Raw genomic sequence first — 16,220 nt, 5'->3', positions numbered from 1 at the left:
CCACCTGGGTCGTCACACCTGGGTCACAACACCTGGAGCCAGCCCTGCGCGATGCCCAGGACGGCGACCACGGAAGTCACCGTCACCACGGCGGCGAGGACCCACTCACGTGAGGTGAACAGCTGCTGCCGACTCTCCTTGCGCGCCCACAGGTAGAACGCCGTGCCGACGAGGTAGAAGAGTGCGGCAACGAGAACGTACTGCCACCCTCCCGCGTAGACCAACCACACGGCGTACACCAGCGCGATGGCGCCGACCACCAGGTCCTTGCCGCGCGGTCCACCGCCGAGGTAGGTCTCGCCCCGCGCCGCCAGCAGCAGTTGGTAGGCCGCCGACCAGAGGTAGGGCAGCAAGATCAGCGAGGTGGCCAGGTAGATCAGGTTGGTGTAGGTGCTCTCGTTGAAGAGCGTCCACACCAGCAGCACCTGCACGCACCCGTTGGTCAGCCACAGCGCGACGGAAGGTGCGCCGTGGGAGTTCTCGCGGCCGAGGGCCTTCGGCATCACGTGCTCCTGGGCCGGCAGGCGCAGGATCTCCACGCACAACATCACCCAGGCGAGCAGGGCACCGAGCAGCGAGACCACCAGCCCGATGGAGATGAACGCGCCACCCCACGTGCCGACCTGGTCCTCCATCAATCCGGCCATGGACGGGTCGTCGAGACCGGCGATCTTGGCCTGGGCCATCAATCCGTAGGACAACAGGTTGACCAGCACCAGCAGACCGAGCACGCCTACGAAGCCGATCACCGTCGCGCGGCCGACGTCCTTGCGGCTGCCGGCGCGCTGGGAGTAGACCGCGGCACCTTCGATGCCGATGAAGGCCCACACCGTCACCAGCATCATGTTCTTGACCTGGTCGAGCGTGCCGCCCAGGGAGCTACCGTCGACGGTGAGGTGCTGACCCCAGAAGTCGGCGCTGAACAGCCCGGCCTTGAATCCCACCGCCGCAATCGCGACGAAGGTGAGGATCGGCACGATCTTCGCAATGGTCACGACGGTGTTGACGAACGCAGCGGTGTGTACGCCGCGCAGCGCCAACGCGTGGATGACCCAGAGCAGGATCGACGCCCCGATGATGGCCGGCAGCGTCGTACCTCCCACGAACGGGTCGAAGAAGTAGCCGAGCGTGGCGAACAGCAGCACCAGATAGGCCACGTTGCCCACCCACGCCGACACCCAGTAGCCCCAGGCCGCCGTGAAGCCGACATAGTTGCCGAACCCGGCGCGGGCGTAGCCGTAGACACCGCCGTCGACGTCGGGCTTGCGCTCAGCGAGGGTCTGGAAGACGAAGGCCAGGGTCAACATGCCGACACCGGTGATGGCCCAGCCGATCAACAGCGGACCCGGTGCGGCGCTCGCGGCCATCTGGGATGGCAGCGCGAAGATGCCGCTACCGATCATGGACCCGACCACCAGAGCGGTCAGGGCACTCAGCGTCAGGCCGACTTTGACTCCCGGAGATCTGCCCTCACCGTGCCCGGCCGACTCGACTCGGGTCTGCACCTGGTGACTCATGATGCGCCTCCTTCGTGCCGCCGGATGCACCGCACCCGACACTTCGACGCTAGTGACTCGGCTGCTGTCCAAGACAGCGAATGCAACCGAGGTCACGGTGACTCGTGCGTCACACCGGCGAGGCTTCCCTAGGGGTCCTCGTCGCCCCGGCTGGGGGCGAGCGTCTCGGCCTCCTCGGCCGGGCCGTTCTCGGCAGCCGGAGTGGCGCCGTACGACGCCAGGCGGGCCTGCTTGACCCCGGCCGAGATCGAGTGCCAGAGCCGGTGCTCGCCGAGCTCGTCGAGCAAGCCGGAGCGGCCCAGCACCACGGAGTGCATCCCCGGTCGGTGGCGGGCCCGGTTGTGGCGCCCCGGGCCGGGAACGGTCACCCGGTGCGGCTGAGCCAGTTGCGGCTACTGGTGCGTACGACACGGCAGGTGAGTCGTACACACCAGTAGCCGATCAACCAGTCGGCGGTTTGAGGACGGCGAACGGGTCGGTGACCGTGAGTGACCGCTCGCGGAAGCGGAACAGGGCGGCCGGTCGGCCGCCCGCGTTCCCTGATGGCGCGCGCGCACCGGTCGGCTCGATCATGTCCCGCCTGGTCATCACCCGATGCAGGTTGGTGGGGTCGACAGGGTGGTCGAGGGCGGCGGCGATGATGCCGCGCAGCCGGGCGATGGTGAACTCCGGCGGCGCCAGCGCGAAGCCGATGTTGGTGTAGGACAGCTTCGCGCGCAGCCGCTCCACTGCGGCCTCGATGAAGTAGTGGTGGTCGAACGCGGTCTCGGGCAGCGCCGCCACGTCGAACCATCTGGTGTCCTCGGGGAGGTCGGGCTCGCTGCCGGTGGGCACCAGAGCGAGGTAGCCGGTGGCGAGCACGCGGCCACGCGGGTCCCGATCGACGCGGCTGTGCGTGGCGACCTGCTCGAGCCAGGCGATCTCGCGCACGTCGACCTTCTCCGCGAGGTGCTGGCCAAGGGCGTCGCGCAACCTCAGATCGGCGGGCACGCCACCGCCGGGCAGCGACCAGGCGCCGGCTGCCGGCGGCAATCGCCGCTGCCACAACAACACCTGCAGCCGATCGTCGCGGACAGAGAGCACCACCGAGAGGACCTCATGGGGGTACGCCGGAAAGGGCGGGCCGCCGGACTCCATCCCGGCCCCCGTCTCGGCGGGAAGCTCCCGTTCACGCTCTGGCACGCGGTCATGCTAACCTGCTCTCGAGCAGTTTTCGACTGATAGACGCAAACCTGGAGGCGGCGATGACGATCACCCCCGAGCGCACCTGGCAGGACGAGGTGCGCCACCTCGCCGAGGAGCGAGACGCGGTCGTGCTCGCGCACAACTACATGCGCCCCGAGATCCAAGACGTCGCCCACCATGTGGGCGACTCGCTGGCCCTCTCCCGGATCGCCGCCGCGACCGACGCCTCGACCATCGTGTTCTGCGGAGTGCACTTCATGGCCGAGACCGCGAAGCTGCTCTCCCCAGAGAAGACGGTGCTGGCGCCGACGCGGGAGGCCGGCTGCTCGCTGGCCGACAGCATCGACGCCGCGGCACTGCGGGCCTGGAAGGCAGAGCATCCCGGCGCCGTCGTGGTCGCCTACGTCAACACCACTGCGGAGGTGAAGGCGGAGACGGACATCTGCTGCACCTCCTCCAACGCGGTCGAGGTGGTCGCCTCGATCCCCGAGGACACCCCGGTGCTGTTCCTCCCCGACCAGTTCCTCGGCGCGCACGTGCGTCGGATGACGGGTCGCACCAACATGCATGTCTGGATGGGCGAGTGCCACGTCCATGCCGGCATCAGTCCGGCTGACGTGCGCAGCCAGGTGGCCGCCCATCCCGACGCCGAGCTGCTGGTGCATCCCGAGTGTGGCTGCGCCACGTCCGCGCTATGGCTCACCGGCGAAGGGGAGCTGCCCGCCTCGCGCACCCAGATCCTGTCCACCGGCGGCATGGTCGACGCCGCCCGGTCGATGCAGGCGAGCACCGCCCTGGTCGCCACCGAGATCGGGATGCTGCATCAGCTGCGCCAGGTCAACAAGCACACCACGTTCTTGCCGATGAACCCGCAGGCCTCCTGCCGCTACATGAAGATGACCACGCCCGAGCTCCTCCTGCGCGCGCTGCGAGAGGGCCGCGACGAGGTCACCGTCGATCCCGTCATCGCCGAGCGGGCTCGACGTGCGGTCGAGCGGATGATCGCCGTCGGCAACCCCGGCGGTAGCGAGTGAACGCGGCGAGCCGGCCGACGACGGAGCGGGAGACCGACGTCCTCGTCCTCGGCGCCGGCGTCGCGGGCCTCACCGTTGCCCGAGCGGTAGCAGGCGCACGTCGGGTGCTGTTGGTCGAGGCAGGACCCGGATCGACCGCGACCGCCCAGGGTGGGATCGCGGCCGCGATCGACGCCGAGGACGACCCGCGCCAACACGCGGCCGACACCTCGGTGGCCGGAGCGGGCGTCTGCGACGAGGACGCGGTGACCGCGTTGACCGAGGACGGTCCGGTCGCGATCGCCGGGCTGGTGCGGGCCGGCGCGCAGTTCGACCGCGGGCCCGACGGTCGGCTCGCGCTCGGCCTCGAAGGTGGCCACCACCGTCGACGGATCGTCCATGCCGGTGGCGACGCCACCGGAGCCGAGGTGCATCGGGCGCTCTCCGGCTCGCTGACCGGGGTGGAGCGGCTGCGCGGCAGCGCGGTGACCCTGACGCTCGGGATCGGGGCTCTCGGCATCGGAACCCACGGCCGGCAGGTCACCGGCGCCGTGGTGCGCACCCCCGAGGGCGACGTCGTGGTGCGCGCTCGAGCCACAGTGCTGGCCACCGGGGGACTCGGCCACGTGTATGCACGCACCACCAATCCCGTCGGGGTCGACGGCTCCGGGTTGGCGCTGGCTCTGGCCGCCGGCGCCAACCTGGTGGACATGGAGTTCGTCCAGTTCCACCCGACCGCCCTGGCCACCGGCGCCGCCTCCGGGCAGCTTCCGTTGGTGTCAGAAGCGGTGCGCGGAGAAGGCGCCGTGCTCCTCGACGCCGACGGTCGCCGGTTCATGCTCGGCCGACACCCGCTCGCCGACCTGGCGCCGCGCGACATCGTGGCCCGCGAGATCACCAAGGTCGCAGCGGAGACTGGCTCCGCCCACGTCTGGTTGGATGCTCGGCCGATCGGCCGGGCTCTCCCCGCCCGATTCCCCACCTTCGTCGCGAGCTGCGCCACGCTCGGCCTGGACCCGGCCGACGACCTGGTGCCGGTGGCTCCGGCCGAGCACTACCTGTGCGGTGGCGTGGCGACCGACCGCTGGGGAGCCACGAACGTGCCCGGCCTGTACGCCGTCGGCGAGGTCGCCGCCACCGGCATCCACGGTGCCAACCGGCTCGCGTCGAACAGCCTGCTCGAGGGCCTCGTCTTCGGACGGCGACTCGCCGACCGGCTGGTGTTGGAGCTGCCGGACCGAGCCCCCCACGAGCTGACGGTGGGCATCCCCCAACGCGACCCCTCTGCCGCGGCCCTGGTGCCCGGCCTGCTCGCCGAGCATGCCGGCGTGGTGCGGGATGCGGTCGGGCTCGACCTGGCCACCGCCGCGCTGGCCGCCCTGCCCGTGGACGACCCGCTCGCCCAGGTCGGCCGAGCGGTGCTCGCCGCCGCGACCGCTCGCACCGAGAGTCGCGGAGCACACTTCCGCACCGACCACCCCGCCACCGACCCCGGTTGGGTCCGACGGGTGCCGGTCCGGCTCGACGAGGACGGCCTCCCCCGCGCCGATCTCACCCGCGCCGAGGAGTGTGCCGCGTGACGACATTGTCCACTCCGACGAACGCCTCCGATGCTGGCGGCTCCCTTCCCTCGGCGGCCTCGAGCGGCGGCGCCACGGCCACGGATCTGCTCCGCACTGCAGGACTCGACGCCGGCGAAGTGCAGGCCCTGGTCCGGGCCACGCTCGCGGAGGATCTCGGCGAGCGGGGCGACCTGACCTCGGCCGCAACCGTCCCCGACGACGCCACGCTGTCGGTCCGGTGGGTGGCGCGCCAGGCCGGGGTCGTGGCGGGACTCCCGGTGCTCGCCTTGATCGTCGAGGAGCACCTCGGCCTGCCCGTCGTCGTACACACCTATGACGGTGATCTGGTGGACCGCCGCACCGTGCTCGCCTCCTTGCACGGACCAGCTCGAGGGATCTTGGAGATCGAGCGCACCTCGCTGAACCTGCTGGGACATCTCAGTGGGGTGGCGACTCTGACCCGGCGCTGGGTCGACGCGGTCGCCGGCACCGGCGCGCAGATCCGAGACACCCGCAAGACGATGCCGCTGCTGCGCGCGTTGCAGAAGTACGCCGTCCGCTGCGGCGGCGGCGTCAACCACCGGTCCGGTCTCTACGACGCCGTCCTCGTCAAGGACAACCACGTCGCGGCGGCCGGTGGGATCGGCCCTGCCCTCGACGCCGCGCTCGCGGCCTACTCGGACGCCCAGGTCGTGGTCCAGATCGAGGTCGACGACCTCGCCCAGCTCCGCGAGGCGCTGGCACACGGCGCGACCCAGGTGCTGCTGGACAACATGCCCCCCGCGGTGCTGTCCGAGGCGGTCGCGCTCACCCGCGCCACCGCGCCCGGCGTACTCCTCGAAGCCAGCGGTGGCCTCGCCCTCGCCACCGCCCGCGAGGTGGCCGAGACCGGCGTCGACTTCCTCGCCGTCGGCGCCCTCACCCACTCCGTCCCCCAGCTCGACATCGGTCTCGACGCCGGGTGAGGCTGCATCGGCCGGCGGTCGCCGTACCGTTCGGAGCCGAACAGGATCTAGGATCTCGTCATGTCCCAGACCGTCACCGCTCAGCAGATCCCGCCCGCCCCCGTCGACGCGAAGCAGCTCGCCGATGCGCTGCGCCCGTTCGGCGAGAGCCGGATGCTTCCTCGTGGGTCCTACTTCGATCCCGAGGTGCTGGCGTGGGAACGGCGACATCTGTTCAGCGGCTGGGTCGGGCTCGGTCGCAGCGACGAGTTGACTCGGCCCCGGATGATGAAGGCCTACCCGGCCGGCGACGGCGGCGTGCTCGTCGTGCGCCAGGACGACGGCAGCCTCAAGGGCTTCGAGAACGCCTGCCGCCACCGTGGCCACGAACTGCTGCCGTGTGACGGCAGCACCGAGGGTCGCGCGATCGTCTGCCCCTACCACGCCTGGGCCTACCGCCTCGACGGCTCACTGCTCGGCGCTCCCGGCTTCAAGGACGTCGAGCACTTCGACACCACCGAGTTCCCCCTCCACGAGGTCGAGCTGCGCGAGTGGCAGGGCTGGCTGTTCGGCAACATGGGCACCACCCAGCCGTTCGAGGAGCACATCTCCGGACTGGAGCCGATCTTCGAACACTACGACGGCGCCGACCTGGTCACCGCCGAGCTCCACGAGTACGACGTCGAGGCCAACTGGAAGGTCGTCGTCGAGAACTACCAGGAGTGCTACCACTGCCCCTCGATCCACCCCGAGCTGTGCCAGGTGAGCCCGCCGGCCTCCGGTGACAACCTGAACCCGCAGGCGGACTGGATCGGGGGCACCATGGAGCTGCGCGACCACGCGGCGACGATGTCCCTGGACGGCCACAGCGGCGGCGCCATGATAGGCCGCCTCGACGAGGTCGAGCAGCGCACGGTGATGTACCTCGGTCTGCTGCCCAACCTGCTCATCTCGCTGCACCCCGACTACGTGATGACCCACCTGCTGATCCCGACGACCCCCGAACGCACCCGGATCCGCTGCTCGTGGGCGTTCCCGCGCGCGGTGACCGAGGCCGAGGGCTTCGACCCGGCCTACGCCGTGGACTTCTGGGACATCACCAACCGTCAGGACTGGGCGGCCTGCGAGTCCGTCCAGCGCGGGATGGCCAACCCCGCCTTCCTCCCCGGCCCGCTCGCTCCCGCCGAGGACGGCCTCTACGACTTCGTGCACTACGTCGCGAGGAAGTACGCCGGCGAGGGCTGACGGCTCGCTTCGGGACCTCAGGCTTCGACCACGCGCAGGCAGGCGCCTAAACGGAGCGGCATCAGCGTCTGCTGCCAGAGTCGCCGTCCTTGGGTAGATTGACCGAACGATCAGTCAGGAGCCCTTCCGTGGATCCGAGCAAGACGCCGACCGCCACTCGCAGCCTGCCAGGCGTCGCGTACACCGATCCGGTGCTGTACGAGCAGGAGCTCAAAGACGTCTTTGAGCGGGCGTGGATCCTGGTCGGCCACGTTTCCGAGCTGTCCGAGCCAGGCCAGTACGTCACGGCGAACGTCGGTCGCGAGCCGGTCGTCGTCGTCCGGGGTCACGACGGCGAACTGCGGGCGATGTCGAACGTCTGCCGCCATCGGGCGTCGCTGATCCTGGAAGGGACCGGTCAGACCCGCTCGGTGATGCGCTGTCCGTACCACGCCTGGACCTACGAGCTCGACGGTCGGCTGGCGGCGGCGCCGTCGGGTCAGGGGTTCGCGTGCCTCGACCGCGACCAGGTGGCTCTTCCCCAGTTCCGGGTCGGCATCGCCGGTGGCCTGGTGTTCTGCTGCACCGACCCTGACCAGATGTCGCTGGAGGACATGCTCGGCCCGGTCGCGCCGTACCTGGACTGGCTCAACATCGGAGGCCTCACGGTGCACCGGAACGACGGGGCGGCGCGGTGGACCGAGGACTTCGAGGAGAACTGGAAGATCCTTGCCGACAACTACCTCGAGGACTACCACGTCCCGGTGGCGCACCCCGCGCTGGTGCGAATCGTCGAGGTCAAGGGGACGATCGGCGACAACAACGACTGGTGCGAGTGGTCGCGGGCGCCTTATCGCACTCGCCCGTCACGAGACCCGCGCGAGCGCGAGTACCAGAGCCTGATCCGCCGGATGCCCGGCATGCCCGAGGAGTTCGAGGGGTGGATGGGCCACGTCTGCATCTGGCCTACGACGTTCATGGAGATCTACCCCCACCACGTCGACACCTGGCAGCTCGAGCCGACGGGGTTGTTCTCGACGCGGGCCACCACCATGACGCTGGTGCATCCCGACGAGGATGCGCAGGCGAGGCGGGCGCGGGCGCTGATGCGCGAGCTCAACGTCGACATCATGGGCGAGGACGTCGACATCACCACCCGGGTGCAGCGGGGCGTCCAGGCTCCGTCGTACCACTCGGGGATCCTCAACGACGAGCAGGAGTTCTCCGTGATCCGCTTTCAGCGGCGGTTGCGCGAGTTGCTGCCACGGATCACCGAGCTCGAGGCGACGGCCACGGGGGCGAGCAGCGTTGCCTCATCCTGACGCCTGGCTCTTCCTGCCTCCGGAGGTCGAGGCGCTGGTGCCGTCGCTGCTGAGCCGCCTCGCCGCCACCGGCGGCTCGTCGGACGAGGTCGAACGGGGCCTGCGGCATCGCATCCAGGCTCTGATCCTCGAGGGCGACGTCGAGCAATGGCGCACGTTCCTGCGTGAGGCCACCGGGATGGTCGCCGAGTACGCCGGTGATGATGATGAGGCGCGCACCATGCTCGCCGCGATCTTGGACGACCAGTTCCTGCTCGCCCGTGCCGTCGTCGACCTCGACCCCCCCCGATCTCGACGCCCGCCGTCGGCTCGCTCTTGCCGGCGCGACGCCACCACGCTCCAGCCGAGCGTAGCGTGAGGGTCGGTTTTGCAGGGGACCTCGCCCAGCAGCCCACGGCCGCCCGGGAACTTGCTGCCCGGACCCGGACACGGAACTGGCTGGGCTAGGACCGATGCCTCTCGGACGAAGTGTCGGGGATCTGAGCCTTTCCACCTCGACCTGTGCATGAGCAGCTGGTCCCAACGGGATCGTTCCTCGGCGTCCTCATGGCAGTGCTCGTCGGACTTCGGCCACGAGGGTCGGATACGGATCGTCGAGAGGCGGAGAAGTCTCGCCAGCCCCAGTCGGCCGCGATCACGTGCAAGGCACGAAAGTCATCGGAGCTGTGCAACTCGTGAAGGACGGTGCGATGCCGTCGCAGGATCTCGTCATACTGGGCCGACTCTCGGGGTACCGCTTCGACCCGGGAAGGCTGTGGAACCGGACCCATCGCGGCAATCTACGGCGGACGGCCGTGAAGCCCCGACCGGATTACGGCGCTGCCGGCGCCAATCTCGGTCGCAGGCGACGACGCTCTGCGTGAGGATGGACCGCATGGAATGGGACGACGTCACCCGGGAGAGGCTTGAGGTCGCGCTCAACGAGTCCGACGTGGTCGGAGTACGGCTCGACCCCGCCCGTGCGTACGTCGACGTTCTGCTTCACGTGATCGCACTTCCAGAGTCTGGCCCACTCATGAAGGACGGTCGCCGGATCATGCGGCTCAAGCGGCCTGCCGAGTTGCGGTTCTTGCTGCGACGGGATCCGATTGGCGAGCAGGCGGCGACCCAGCCAGCCATCCCTTTGGCTGACGAGGCTGCGGTCGAGAACTTCTTCGACTCGCTCGCGTGGGGCGGTTCGATCTACGGCTGGCGCTTCTTCGATGAGCCCGGACTGACCAGAGACTGGCCAGCGGATCCGAGCCTCCGCATCCCGGTTCGAACCGAAGGTGGCGCGCATTCGTTCTACTGGTTCAACGAATGCGGCATCGAGAGGGACGGGGAGGCCGAGGCCTTCTGTATCGAGGGCACGGTCACCTTCGACGACCTCGTGGTGTTCGATGCCGAGGAGCGCGAGATTCCCATCGAGACGTTCATTGCTGACGGCGTTCGCCAATGGGACGCCCTCTACGCACATGATGAGCGCCTCAGTGTGGAGGCTCAGAGGGAGTCGCAGAACCGCGCCCCGAAGTGGAGGAAGTGGGCGGAGGGAGCCGAATCGGCAATGGGCCCAATCTGATTCGTGTGTCACAACACTACCGGTTTCGGTATAGTTGTGACATGGCCGCCGAGGCGAAATACCGAGATGTCGTGCGCGAGATCGCGCTCGATCAGTACGGCTACGTCACCACGAAGCAGGCGGCCGAGGCGGGTGTCCCAGCCGTCGAGCTTCCGAAGCTTGCTGCTCGCGGTGGTCTGGAGAACGTTGCCTATGGGCTCTATCGACTGCCAGATGCGCCTGCCACCCCCTTCGCGCAGTCCGCCGAGGCGCTACTGCGTGCGGGCGAGGGGTCGTATCTCCACGGAGACTCGGTGCTGGCGTTGTTCGGGCTCGCAGACGTGAACCCTCGACGGATCAGGGTCGCGGTCCGGAAGCGAACCAGGCCGAAGCTGCCGCCGTTCATTGACCTGACGCTGGTGAAGGGCGATGTCGTCACGACGCAGTACGAAGGTCTGGAGTCGCAACGAGTTGCGGATGCGATCCTCGAATGTCGAGGGCGAATCGAGCGGAGTCGTCTGATAGAGGCTGCCGAGGAAGCACGAAAGGAGGGCTTGGTGACCACGAAGGAGTGGCAGCGGGTCAGGAAGGAACTCCGGTCGTGAGCTACACCGATGTGCCGAACAGTGTCCGGTCTTTGGAGCAGCGGATCCGCAACCTCGAGGGCAGCGACGAACTCGCCATTCGGCGACGCGTCGGCATGCCGCGGGTCAGCCACACAATGCCATCAGCCGTTGAGCGTGCCGCGCTCCCCTGGCGCTACTGAACGCCCTCACGCCGCAATTTACCGTCGCATTACCGTTCTCTGACCTGCTGGACGCCTCAATCTGGACGGCAGGAGGGGTGTCGATGATGTGGCGAGGAGTGGGGGTCGCGGCGGCGGTTGCGTTGCTGCTCGGGGGTTGTGGCGGCGGGTCGGAGCCCACGGCCGAGGCGAAGCCGGACCCGGTGAGGGTGGCGGTGCTCGGCGGAAGTCTGCCGACATCCGGGCCGGAGAGCAGCGATCCGGGGGCGTGGTGGGTGCAGTTCGCCGATCACGTCACCACCGAGCTGGGTCGGGAGACGACCTACGACCTGCTGTCGCTGGGGTCGGTGCAGGACGCGGTGGCAGCGGTGTCGGAGCCGGGCGCGGACGCGGACAAGATCGCCGCCGCCGACATCGTGCTCGTCACCCTCGGTGGGGGCCAGGCCCTCCCGGACCCCGAGACCGGGATCGGCTGCAAGACCTGGTTCCTCGAGGCCAAGGGGCCTTGCTTGGCCGAGGGCGTGACGACGTACGGCGACCTCTACGACCAGCTCTACGCCGGGATCAAGGCACTGCGCGGTGACAAGCCGACGGTTTATGTGCAGACGACGAGCTACAACGGCAACATCGAGTCACCCGACGACGTCCCCGACGGCCTGCTCTCCCTCTACACCAAGACACATCAGGAGAAGGAGGCCAAGGCGTGGGCAGTGGCGGCCTACGACCGGTGGGCCACGATGCAGACCGAGCGCGCGACGGCAGCCGGGTTCCAGGTCATCGACATGTACCACGCCTTCAACGGCCCGGACGGGACAGGCACCCTGGTGCCGGCGTACATGGACCCGCCCTCGACTCTGAACGCGGGAGGTCACGACCTGTTCGCCTCGGAGCTGACCAAGATCGACCTGTCAACGCTCAGCGACAAGTAGGTGCATACGGGCGGTCGCCGACGTACTCCCGCCACTCGACCGGCGTCAGCGGCCGTCCCGCCAGCCCGCACGCATAGGTGATCCAGCGCGCGACGGAGGGATCGCGGATGGACATCGTGAGGTCACCGGCGCGGAACATCACCGGATCGCCGTCCATAGTCCGGGCCAGGGCGTGGGAGGCGGTGAGATCCCACCGGTGGATGCCGTCGTCGCCGAACGACCAGACCGACGAGCCATCCGGTGCGAAGACGTGAGCCTGAACCGCCCCGTCGCCGGAGTCGAACGTCGCCACCTCGGCGCCACTCTCGACGTCCCACACCACCGTCGAGCCGGTCGGCGCGAAACCGAGCTCACTCATGCCGGCGGCCAAGTAGCGACCATCCGGGGAGAACGTGAGAGCAGTCGGGTTGTCCGTCGGAGTCATCAGGCGGCGGGTCGGCCGGTCGTCCTTGGTGAGCTGGATGGCGGCAGCGCGAGCAGTTGCCATGGTCCGCCCGTCCGGCGACGCGGCCACCGAAGACTCCTCCGGCCATCCTTCGGCAGGCGGGGTGCCAGTGCTGAGCAGGTCTGAGAAGTTGCCCAACGTGTCCAGGGCGCGAGTGCGCACCGCCTCGGAGTCATCGACAGACAGCGCCTCGGCGGCGAGCGCCAGCGCGACCGACGGGTTGGTCTGGGTCGAGGCGAGCTCGCCGAGGCGGAGCGCCTCCGTGGTGTCCCGAGCGGCGGCGGCCTGCTGGGACGCGTGGTTGGCACGGCTCCGTTGGTGCAGCGCGACCCCGATGCCGACGACAGTCACCAGGGCGAGCACCGCAGCGACGATCCGGCCGGTCCGCGAGAACAGCCACCGTCCGCTTCCGACCGACGACGGCAGGTCGAGCGACGGATCCTGTCGGAGCATCGCGGTCTCCAACGCGGCGATCTCCGGCGACGGATCGATGCCGAGATCCTCGGCGAGGGTGTCGCGCAGCATGCGCAGGGTCGCCAAGCCATCCGCCTGACGACCGGCGGCGTACTGCGCGCGGGCCAGGAGTGCCCAGCGCTCTTCGCGGTACGGCGTGACAGACGCGAGGGCCTCCGCGAGGACGGCCGCGGAGGCGGCACGGCCCGAGAGCAGGGTCGCCTCGACCTCGACATCCCTCGCGATCTCGCGGAGCTCACGCAGGCGCTGCGCCTCGGCCTGCGCGGGAGCCCACTCCGGGAGCTCTGGATAGGGGTCACCACGCCACAGCTCCAAGGCGTCACCGGCACGCTCGGCCGCGCGCCGCGGATCGCCTTCATCCAGCGCCGACTGGGCGGTGTCGACGAGCGCTTCGAAGAGGGACGTGTCCACCTCGTCGGCTGGAAGCACCAACGAGTAGCCACCCTCTCGAGTAGCGATCGAGTCCTCGCCAAGCTGACGTCGAAGCCGGACGACACAGCCCTGCACCACCTTCCGATGGGTCACAGGCGGACGGTCGCCCCAGATCGCATCGGCCAGCTCGCTCATCTCCACGGTCGAGCCCGTCCGCACCACCAGCACCCCGAGCACGGCCCGGTCGCGCAGCGACAAGTCACCCCGGCCGCCCACGACCATCGCACCGAGCACCGCGATCTGCATAGTCACATGATGGCTGCGGCGACCAGTCCCCGACTAGGAGCAACTCCCGTTCACTCCAAGTGCACTATGCTGCACTCGTGGACGACGAGACGGCGACCCTGGCGTCGACGATCGGTGAGCGGGTGCGGCGGGAGCGGCAGGCGCGACGGTGGACGTTGGATCGTCTCGCCGAGGCCGCCGGCGTGAGCCGACGCATGGTGATCAGCGTCGAGCAGGGCGCGGTGAACCCGAGCGTGGGCACCCTGCTGCGGTTGAGCGATGCCCTCGGCATCGGGCTGCCGACGCTGGTGGAGCCCCCCGAGGTCAGGCCGGTCAAGCTGACCCGGCGAGGCGAGGGTGCGGTGCTGTGGAGCGGCGACTCGGGGGGTCGCGGCGTTCTGGTCGGCGGAACCCAGCCGCCCGAGGTGGTCGAGCTCTGGGACTGGACCCAGGAGCCCGGCGAGAGCCTGGCCAGCGAGCCGCACACGCCCGGGACCATGGAGCTGATCCAGGTCCAGCAAGGCGCGCTCACCGTCACGGTGGGCGACGAGTCGTTCGTCCTGGCCGTCGGCGATGCGGTCACCTATCCCGGCGACGTCGCGCACTCCTACGCCAACCGTGGCAAGCGACCAACCCGATTCACGATGGTGGTCTTCGAGCCGGACGTCGGGTCCGCACCCCACCAGGAGGCCGTCTCGACCAGCACCCGATCCAACCCGGAGAGTGAGTGACCACATGCTGATTCATCCCTGGGATGCCGCCCTCGACGATCAGGAGTGGCGGGAGTGGGTCGCCTCGACCGACCGGTTCGGCATGCTCGTGGTCAACAACCTCGACCCCGCCGAGGCGCCGATCGTGGTGCCGACCCACTTCACGGTGGCGGCCGAGGACGCCGGCAGCGAACCCGCGTTGTTGATCCACCTGGCCAGGCCCAACCCGGTCGAGCACCGAGAGCGCGTGATCGGCTACCTCGGCCAGCGCGACCGTGGGCTCGATGCCGGCGCCGCCACCCAGCAGCGCCGCCGGCTCGACGCGATCGGCGACTGGGAAGCCCCGCGCGACCAGACTCGTCGTGATCGGTCGTGACCGACCCGATCTCACCCTTCGAGCCCACACGATCCGATCTGCCCAGTGCGGCCCGACCGGGCAACGCGGCGCTCGGCGTACCGCCATGGATCCTCGCGGTGGCGGCGATGCTGTCTGTCCAGCTGGGGTCGGCGCTGTCGGTCGGGCTGATCTCGACGGTCGGATCGGCCGGGATCGCCTGGCTCCGGTTGACGATGGGTGCGTTGGTCCTGGTCGTGCTCGCTCGGCCGCCCCTGCGCTCGATCCGACGAGCCGACGTCCCGGTGCTGCTCGCGCTGGGGGTGGCCACCGGGATGATGACCGTCGCCTTCCTCTCCGCGATCGAGCGCATCCCGCTCGGCACCGCGGTGGCCATCGACTTCCTCGGCCCGCTGACGGTGGCCGCGGTGCGCAGCCACCATGCCCGAGCGCTGATGTGGCCGGGCCTGGCCTTGCTCGGCGTGCTGTGCCTGACCGAGCCGTGGCACGGCAAGGTGGATCCGGTCGGCATCGGGTTCGCCGCCCTGGCGGCCCTCGGCTGGGGCACCTACATCCTGCTCACCCAGCTCGTCGGGGACCGCTTCTCCGGGATCGGTGGCCTCTCGATGACCATCCCGATCGCGGCCGTCGCGGCCGCTGTCGTCGGCATCCCCCAAGCCGCCGGGCACATCACCCCAGGCGTCCTCGGCGCAACTCTCGGCCTCGGGATCCTGGTCCCGGTGCTGCCCTTCTCCTTGGAGATGCTGGCCCTTCGCGAGATGACCCACCATGCCTTCGGCACACTCATGGCGGTCGAGCCGGCCATCGGCTTCCTGCTCGGACTGATCATCCTCGACCAGCGCCCGACCACACTGCCACTGTTCGGCCTCCTGCTCGTCGTCGTCGCGGGCGCCGCCGCGCAGCGCAGCGTCAGGAGCTGATCTGGTCCGGCCTGAGGTGGGACACGCCGTTCAGGGCGGTCGCGACCACTCCGTGCCGACCGATCTCGAACCGGCTGATGGCGGTGTTGTCGATCTGGATCCAGCCCGTCATGTCACCGATGCCGAGCAGGGCGCGGATCAGGAACTGGGTGAAGAAGCCGTGCGTCACCAGCGCGATCACCCGCGGATCCTCTGTGGCGCCAGGCTGGATCAGGCTCTCGACCACTCGCCTACCCCGCTCAGCGGCCACGGCGTTCTCCTCGAACGGACCGGGCCACCACACCTCGCCACCGTCCACCGGATCGTGCTGGAGCCGGCTGGTCAACGCACGCAGAGCCGACATCGGTGTCCCCGGATGCCAGCTGCGCGCCCCGGTCTCCTCGTCCTCCTCATAGGGGCCGCCGACCTCGAAGATCTCGGGATGCCCCAGCAAAGGCAGGTCCAGGGTCTCGGCCAGCGGAGCCGCGGTCTGCACGGCGCGGTGCATCAGGCTCGTGTGCAGCTCGGTCACCCGCGGCGCCGAAGCATCGCGCGCGAACCAGCGGGCCAGCGCGTCGGCCTGGGCCAACCCCAGGTCGGTGAGCGGGCTGTCCGGGTCCCTGCCCGCGATGCCACCGGTCTGCTCCCAGATCAGGTTGTTGCCTGACTGCCCGTGCCGGATGAGTACGACCTCCACGGTCA

At 69.5% G+C, this 16,220-nt stretch carries 18 protein-coding genes; 13 read left to right on the top strand and 5 right to left on the bottom strand.

Going from position 1 to position 16,220, the window contains the following annotated elements; genetic code table 11:
* Nucleotides 1–23: 23 nt before the first annotated feature.
* The 3 genes from arcD to QM714_RS14290 form a co-directional block, all read right to left on the bottom strand.
* Entirely contained in the window at nt 24–1,517 is a 1,494-nt protein-coding gene (gene arcD / locus QM714_RS14300; RefSeq protein ID WP_415101702.1) for an arginine-ornithine antiporter, read from the bottom strand.
* A 128-nt stretch (nt 1,518–1,645) separates the two neighbouring features.
* Nucleotides 1,646–1,885, bottom strand: a complete 240-nt coding sequence (locus tag QM714_RS14295) for a hypothetical protein (RefSeq protein WP_415101700.1) — start codon at nt 1,883–1,885, stop codon at nt 1,646–1,648.
* A gap of 73 nt (nt 1,886–1,958) precedes the next feature.
* On the bottom strand, nt 1,959–2,699 hold the full coding sequence (locus QM714_RS14290) for an NUDIX hydrolase (protein ID WP_415101698.1): 741 nt from the start codon (nt 2,697–2,699) through the stop codon (nt 1,959–1,961).
* A 62-nt stretch (nt 2,700–2,761) separates the two neighbouring features.
* Between QM714_RS14290 and nadA the strand changes: the two genes are divergently transcribed.
* The 10 genes from nadA (at nt 2,762) to QM714_RS14240 (ending at nt 11,978) form a co-directional block, all read left to right on the top strand.
* Nucleotides 2,762–3,736 (top strand): quinolinate synthase NadA, encoded by a 975-nt coding sequence (gene nadA, locus QM714_RS14285; protein ID WP_415101696.1) that lies wholly within the window; start codon nt 2,762–2,764, stop codon nt 3,734–3,736.
* Nucleotides 3,733–5,295 carry an L-aspartate oxidase gene (nadB, locus tag QM714_RS14280; protein WP_415101694.1) on the top strand — a complete coding sequence of 521 codons (1,563 nt, stop codon included), beginning with the start codon at nt 3,733–3,735 and terminating at the stop codon, nt 5,293–5,295. Before nadA ends, nadB begins: the two co-directional genes overlap by 4 nt.
* Complete coding sequence (gene nadC / locus QM714_RS14275; RefSeq protein WP_415101692.1) at nt 5,292–6,242, top strand: carboxylating nicotinate-nucleotide diphosphorylase; 951 nt, start codon at nt 5,292–5,294, stop codon at nt 6,240–6,242. The genes nadB and nadC overlap by 4 nt, the downstream gene beginning before the upstream one ends.
* A 60-nt stretch (nt 6,243–6,302) precedes the next feature.
* Nucleotides 6,303–7,466 carry an aromatic ring-hydroxylating oxygenase subunit alpha gene (locus QM714_RS14270; protein WP_415101690.1) on the top strand — a complete coding sequence of 388 codons (1,164 nt, stop codon included), beginning with the start codon at nt 6,303–6,305 and terminating at the stop codon, nt 7,464–7,466.
* A gap of 128 nt (nt 7,467–7,594) precedes the next feature.
* Entirely contained in the window at nt 7,595–8,767 is a 1,173-nt protein-coding gene (locus QM714_RS14265) for an aromatic ring-hydroxylating oxygenase subunit alpha (protein ID WP_415101688.1), read from the top strand.
* Complete coding sequence (locus tag QM714_RS14260) at nt 8,754–9,125, top strand: hypothetical protein (RefSeq protein WP_415101686.1); 372 nt, start codon at nt 8,754–8,756, stop codon at nt 9,123–9,125. Before QM714_RS14265 ends, QM714_RS14260 begins: the two co-directional genes overlap by 14 nt.
* 516 nt (nt 9,126–9,641) lie before the next feature.
* On the top strand, nt 9,642–10,325 hold the full coding sequence (locus tag QM714_RS14255; protein ID WP_415101684.1) for a hypothetical protein: 684 nt from the start codon (nt 9,642–9,644) through the stop codon (nt 10,323–10,325).
* A gap of 41 nt (nt 10,326–10,366) precedes the next feature.
* Entirely contained in the window at nt 10,367–10,909 is a 543-nt protein-coding gene (locus QM714_RS14250) for a type IV toxin-antitoxin system AbiEi family antitoxin domain-containing protein (protein ID WP_415101682.1), read from the top strand.
* Complete coding sequence (locus QM714_RS14245; protein ID WP_415101680.1) at nt 10,906–11,070, top strand: hypothetical protein; 165 nt, start codon at nt 10,906–10,908, stop codon at nt 11,068–11,070. The genes QM714_RS14250 and QM714_RS14245 overlap by 4 nt, the downstream gene beginning before the upstream one ends.
* An 86-nt stretch (nt 11,071–11,156) precedes the next feature.
* Nucleotides 11,157–11,978: a hypothetical protein gene (locus QM714_RS14240; RefSeq protein ID WP_415101679.1), complete on the top strand. Its 822-nt coding sequence runs from the start codon at nt 11,157–11,159 to the stop codon at nt 11,976–11,978.
* On the opposite strand, the gene QM714_RS14235 is transcribed toward QM714_RS14240, so the two are convergent.
* On the bottom strand, nt 11,965–13,575 hold the full coding sequence (locus tag QM714_RS14235; RefSeq protein WP_415101677.1) for a BTAD domain-containing putative transcriptional regulator: 1,611 nt from the start codon (nt 13,573–13,575) through the stop codon (nt 11,965–11,967). The genes QM714_RS14240 and QM714_RS14235 overlap by 14 nt on opposite strands.
* Nucleotides 13,576–13,652: 77 nt before the next feature.
* Between QM714_RS14235 and QM714_RS14230 the strand changes: the two genes are divergently transcribed.
* From QM714_RS14230 to QM714_RS14220, 3 genes are read left to right on the top strand one after another with little or no spacing between them, the layout of a single operon-like run.
* Nucleotides 13,653–14,285 carry a helix-turn-helix domain-containing protein gene (locus QM714_RS14230; RefSeq protein WP_415101675.1) on the top strand — a complete coding sequence of 211 codons (633 nt, stop codon included), beginning with the start codon at nt 13,653–13,655 and terminating at the stop codon, nt 14,283–14,285.
* A 4-nt stretch (nt 14,286–14,289) separates the two neighbouring features.
* A complete protein-coding gene (locus QM714_RS14225; protein WP_415101673.1) occupies nt 14,290–14,640 on the top strand; it encodes a hypothetical protein in 351 nt (116 codons plus the stop codon).
* Nucleotides 14,637–15,539 carry an EamA family transporter gene (locus QM714_RS14220; protein WP_415101671.1) on the top strand — a complete coding sequence of 301 codons (903 nt, stop codon included), beginning with the start codon at nt 14,637–14,639 and terminating at the stop codon, nt 15,537–15,539. The genes QM714_RS14225 and QM714_RS14220 overlap by 4 nt, the downstream gene beginning before the upstream one ends.
* Here the strand turns inward: QM714_RS14220 and QM714_RS14215 are convergent.
* A complete protein-coding gene (locus QM714_RS14215; protein ID WP_415101669.1) occupies nt 15,529–16,215 on the bottom strand; it encodes a histidine phosphatase family protein in 687 nt (228 codons plus the stop codon). The genes QM714_RS14220 and QM714_RS14215 overlap by 11 nt on opposite strands.
* Nucleotides 16,216–16,220: the final 5 nt, after the last annotated feature.

The sequence above is a fragment of the Nocardioides sp. genome, from assembly GCF_047602075.1.
Taxonomy (GTDB): domain Bacteria; phylum Actinomycetota; class Actinomycetes; order Propionibacteriales; family Nocardioidaceae; genus Nocardioides.
This window is presented reverse-complemented; position numbering and strand designations above follow the sequence as displayed.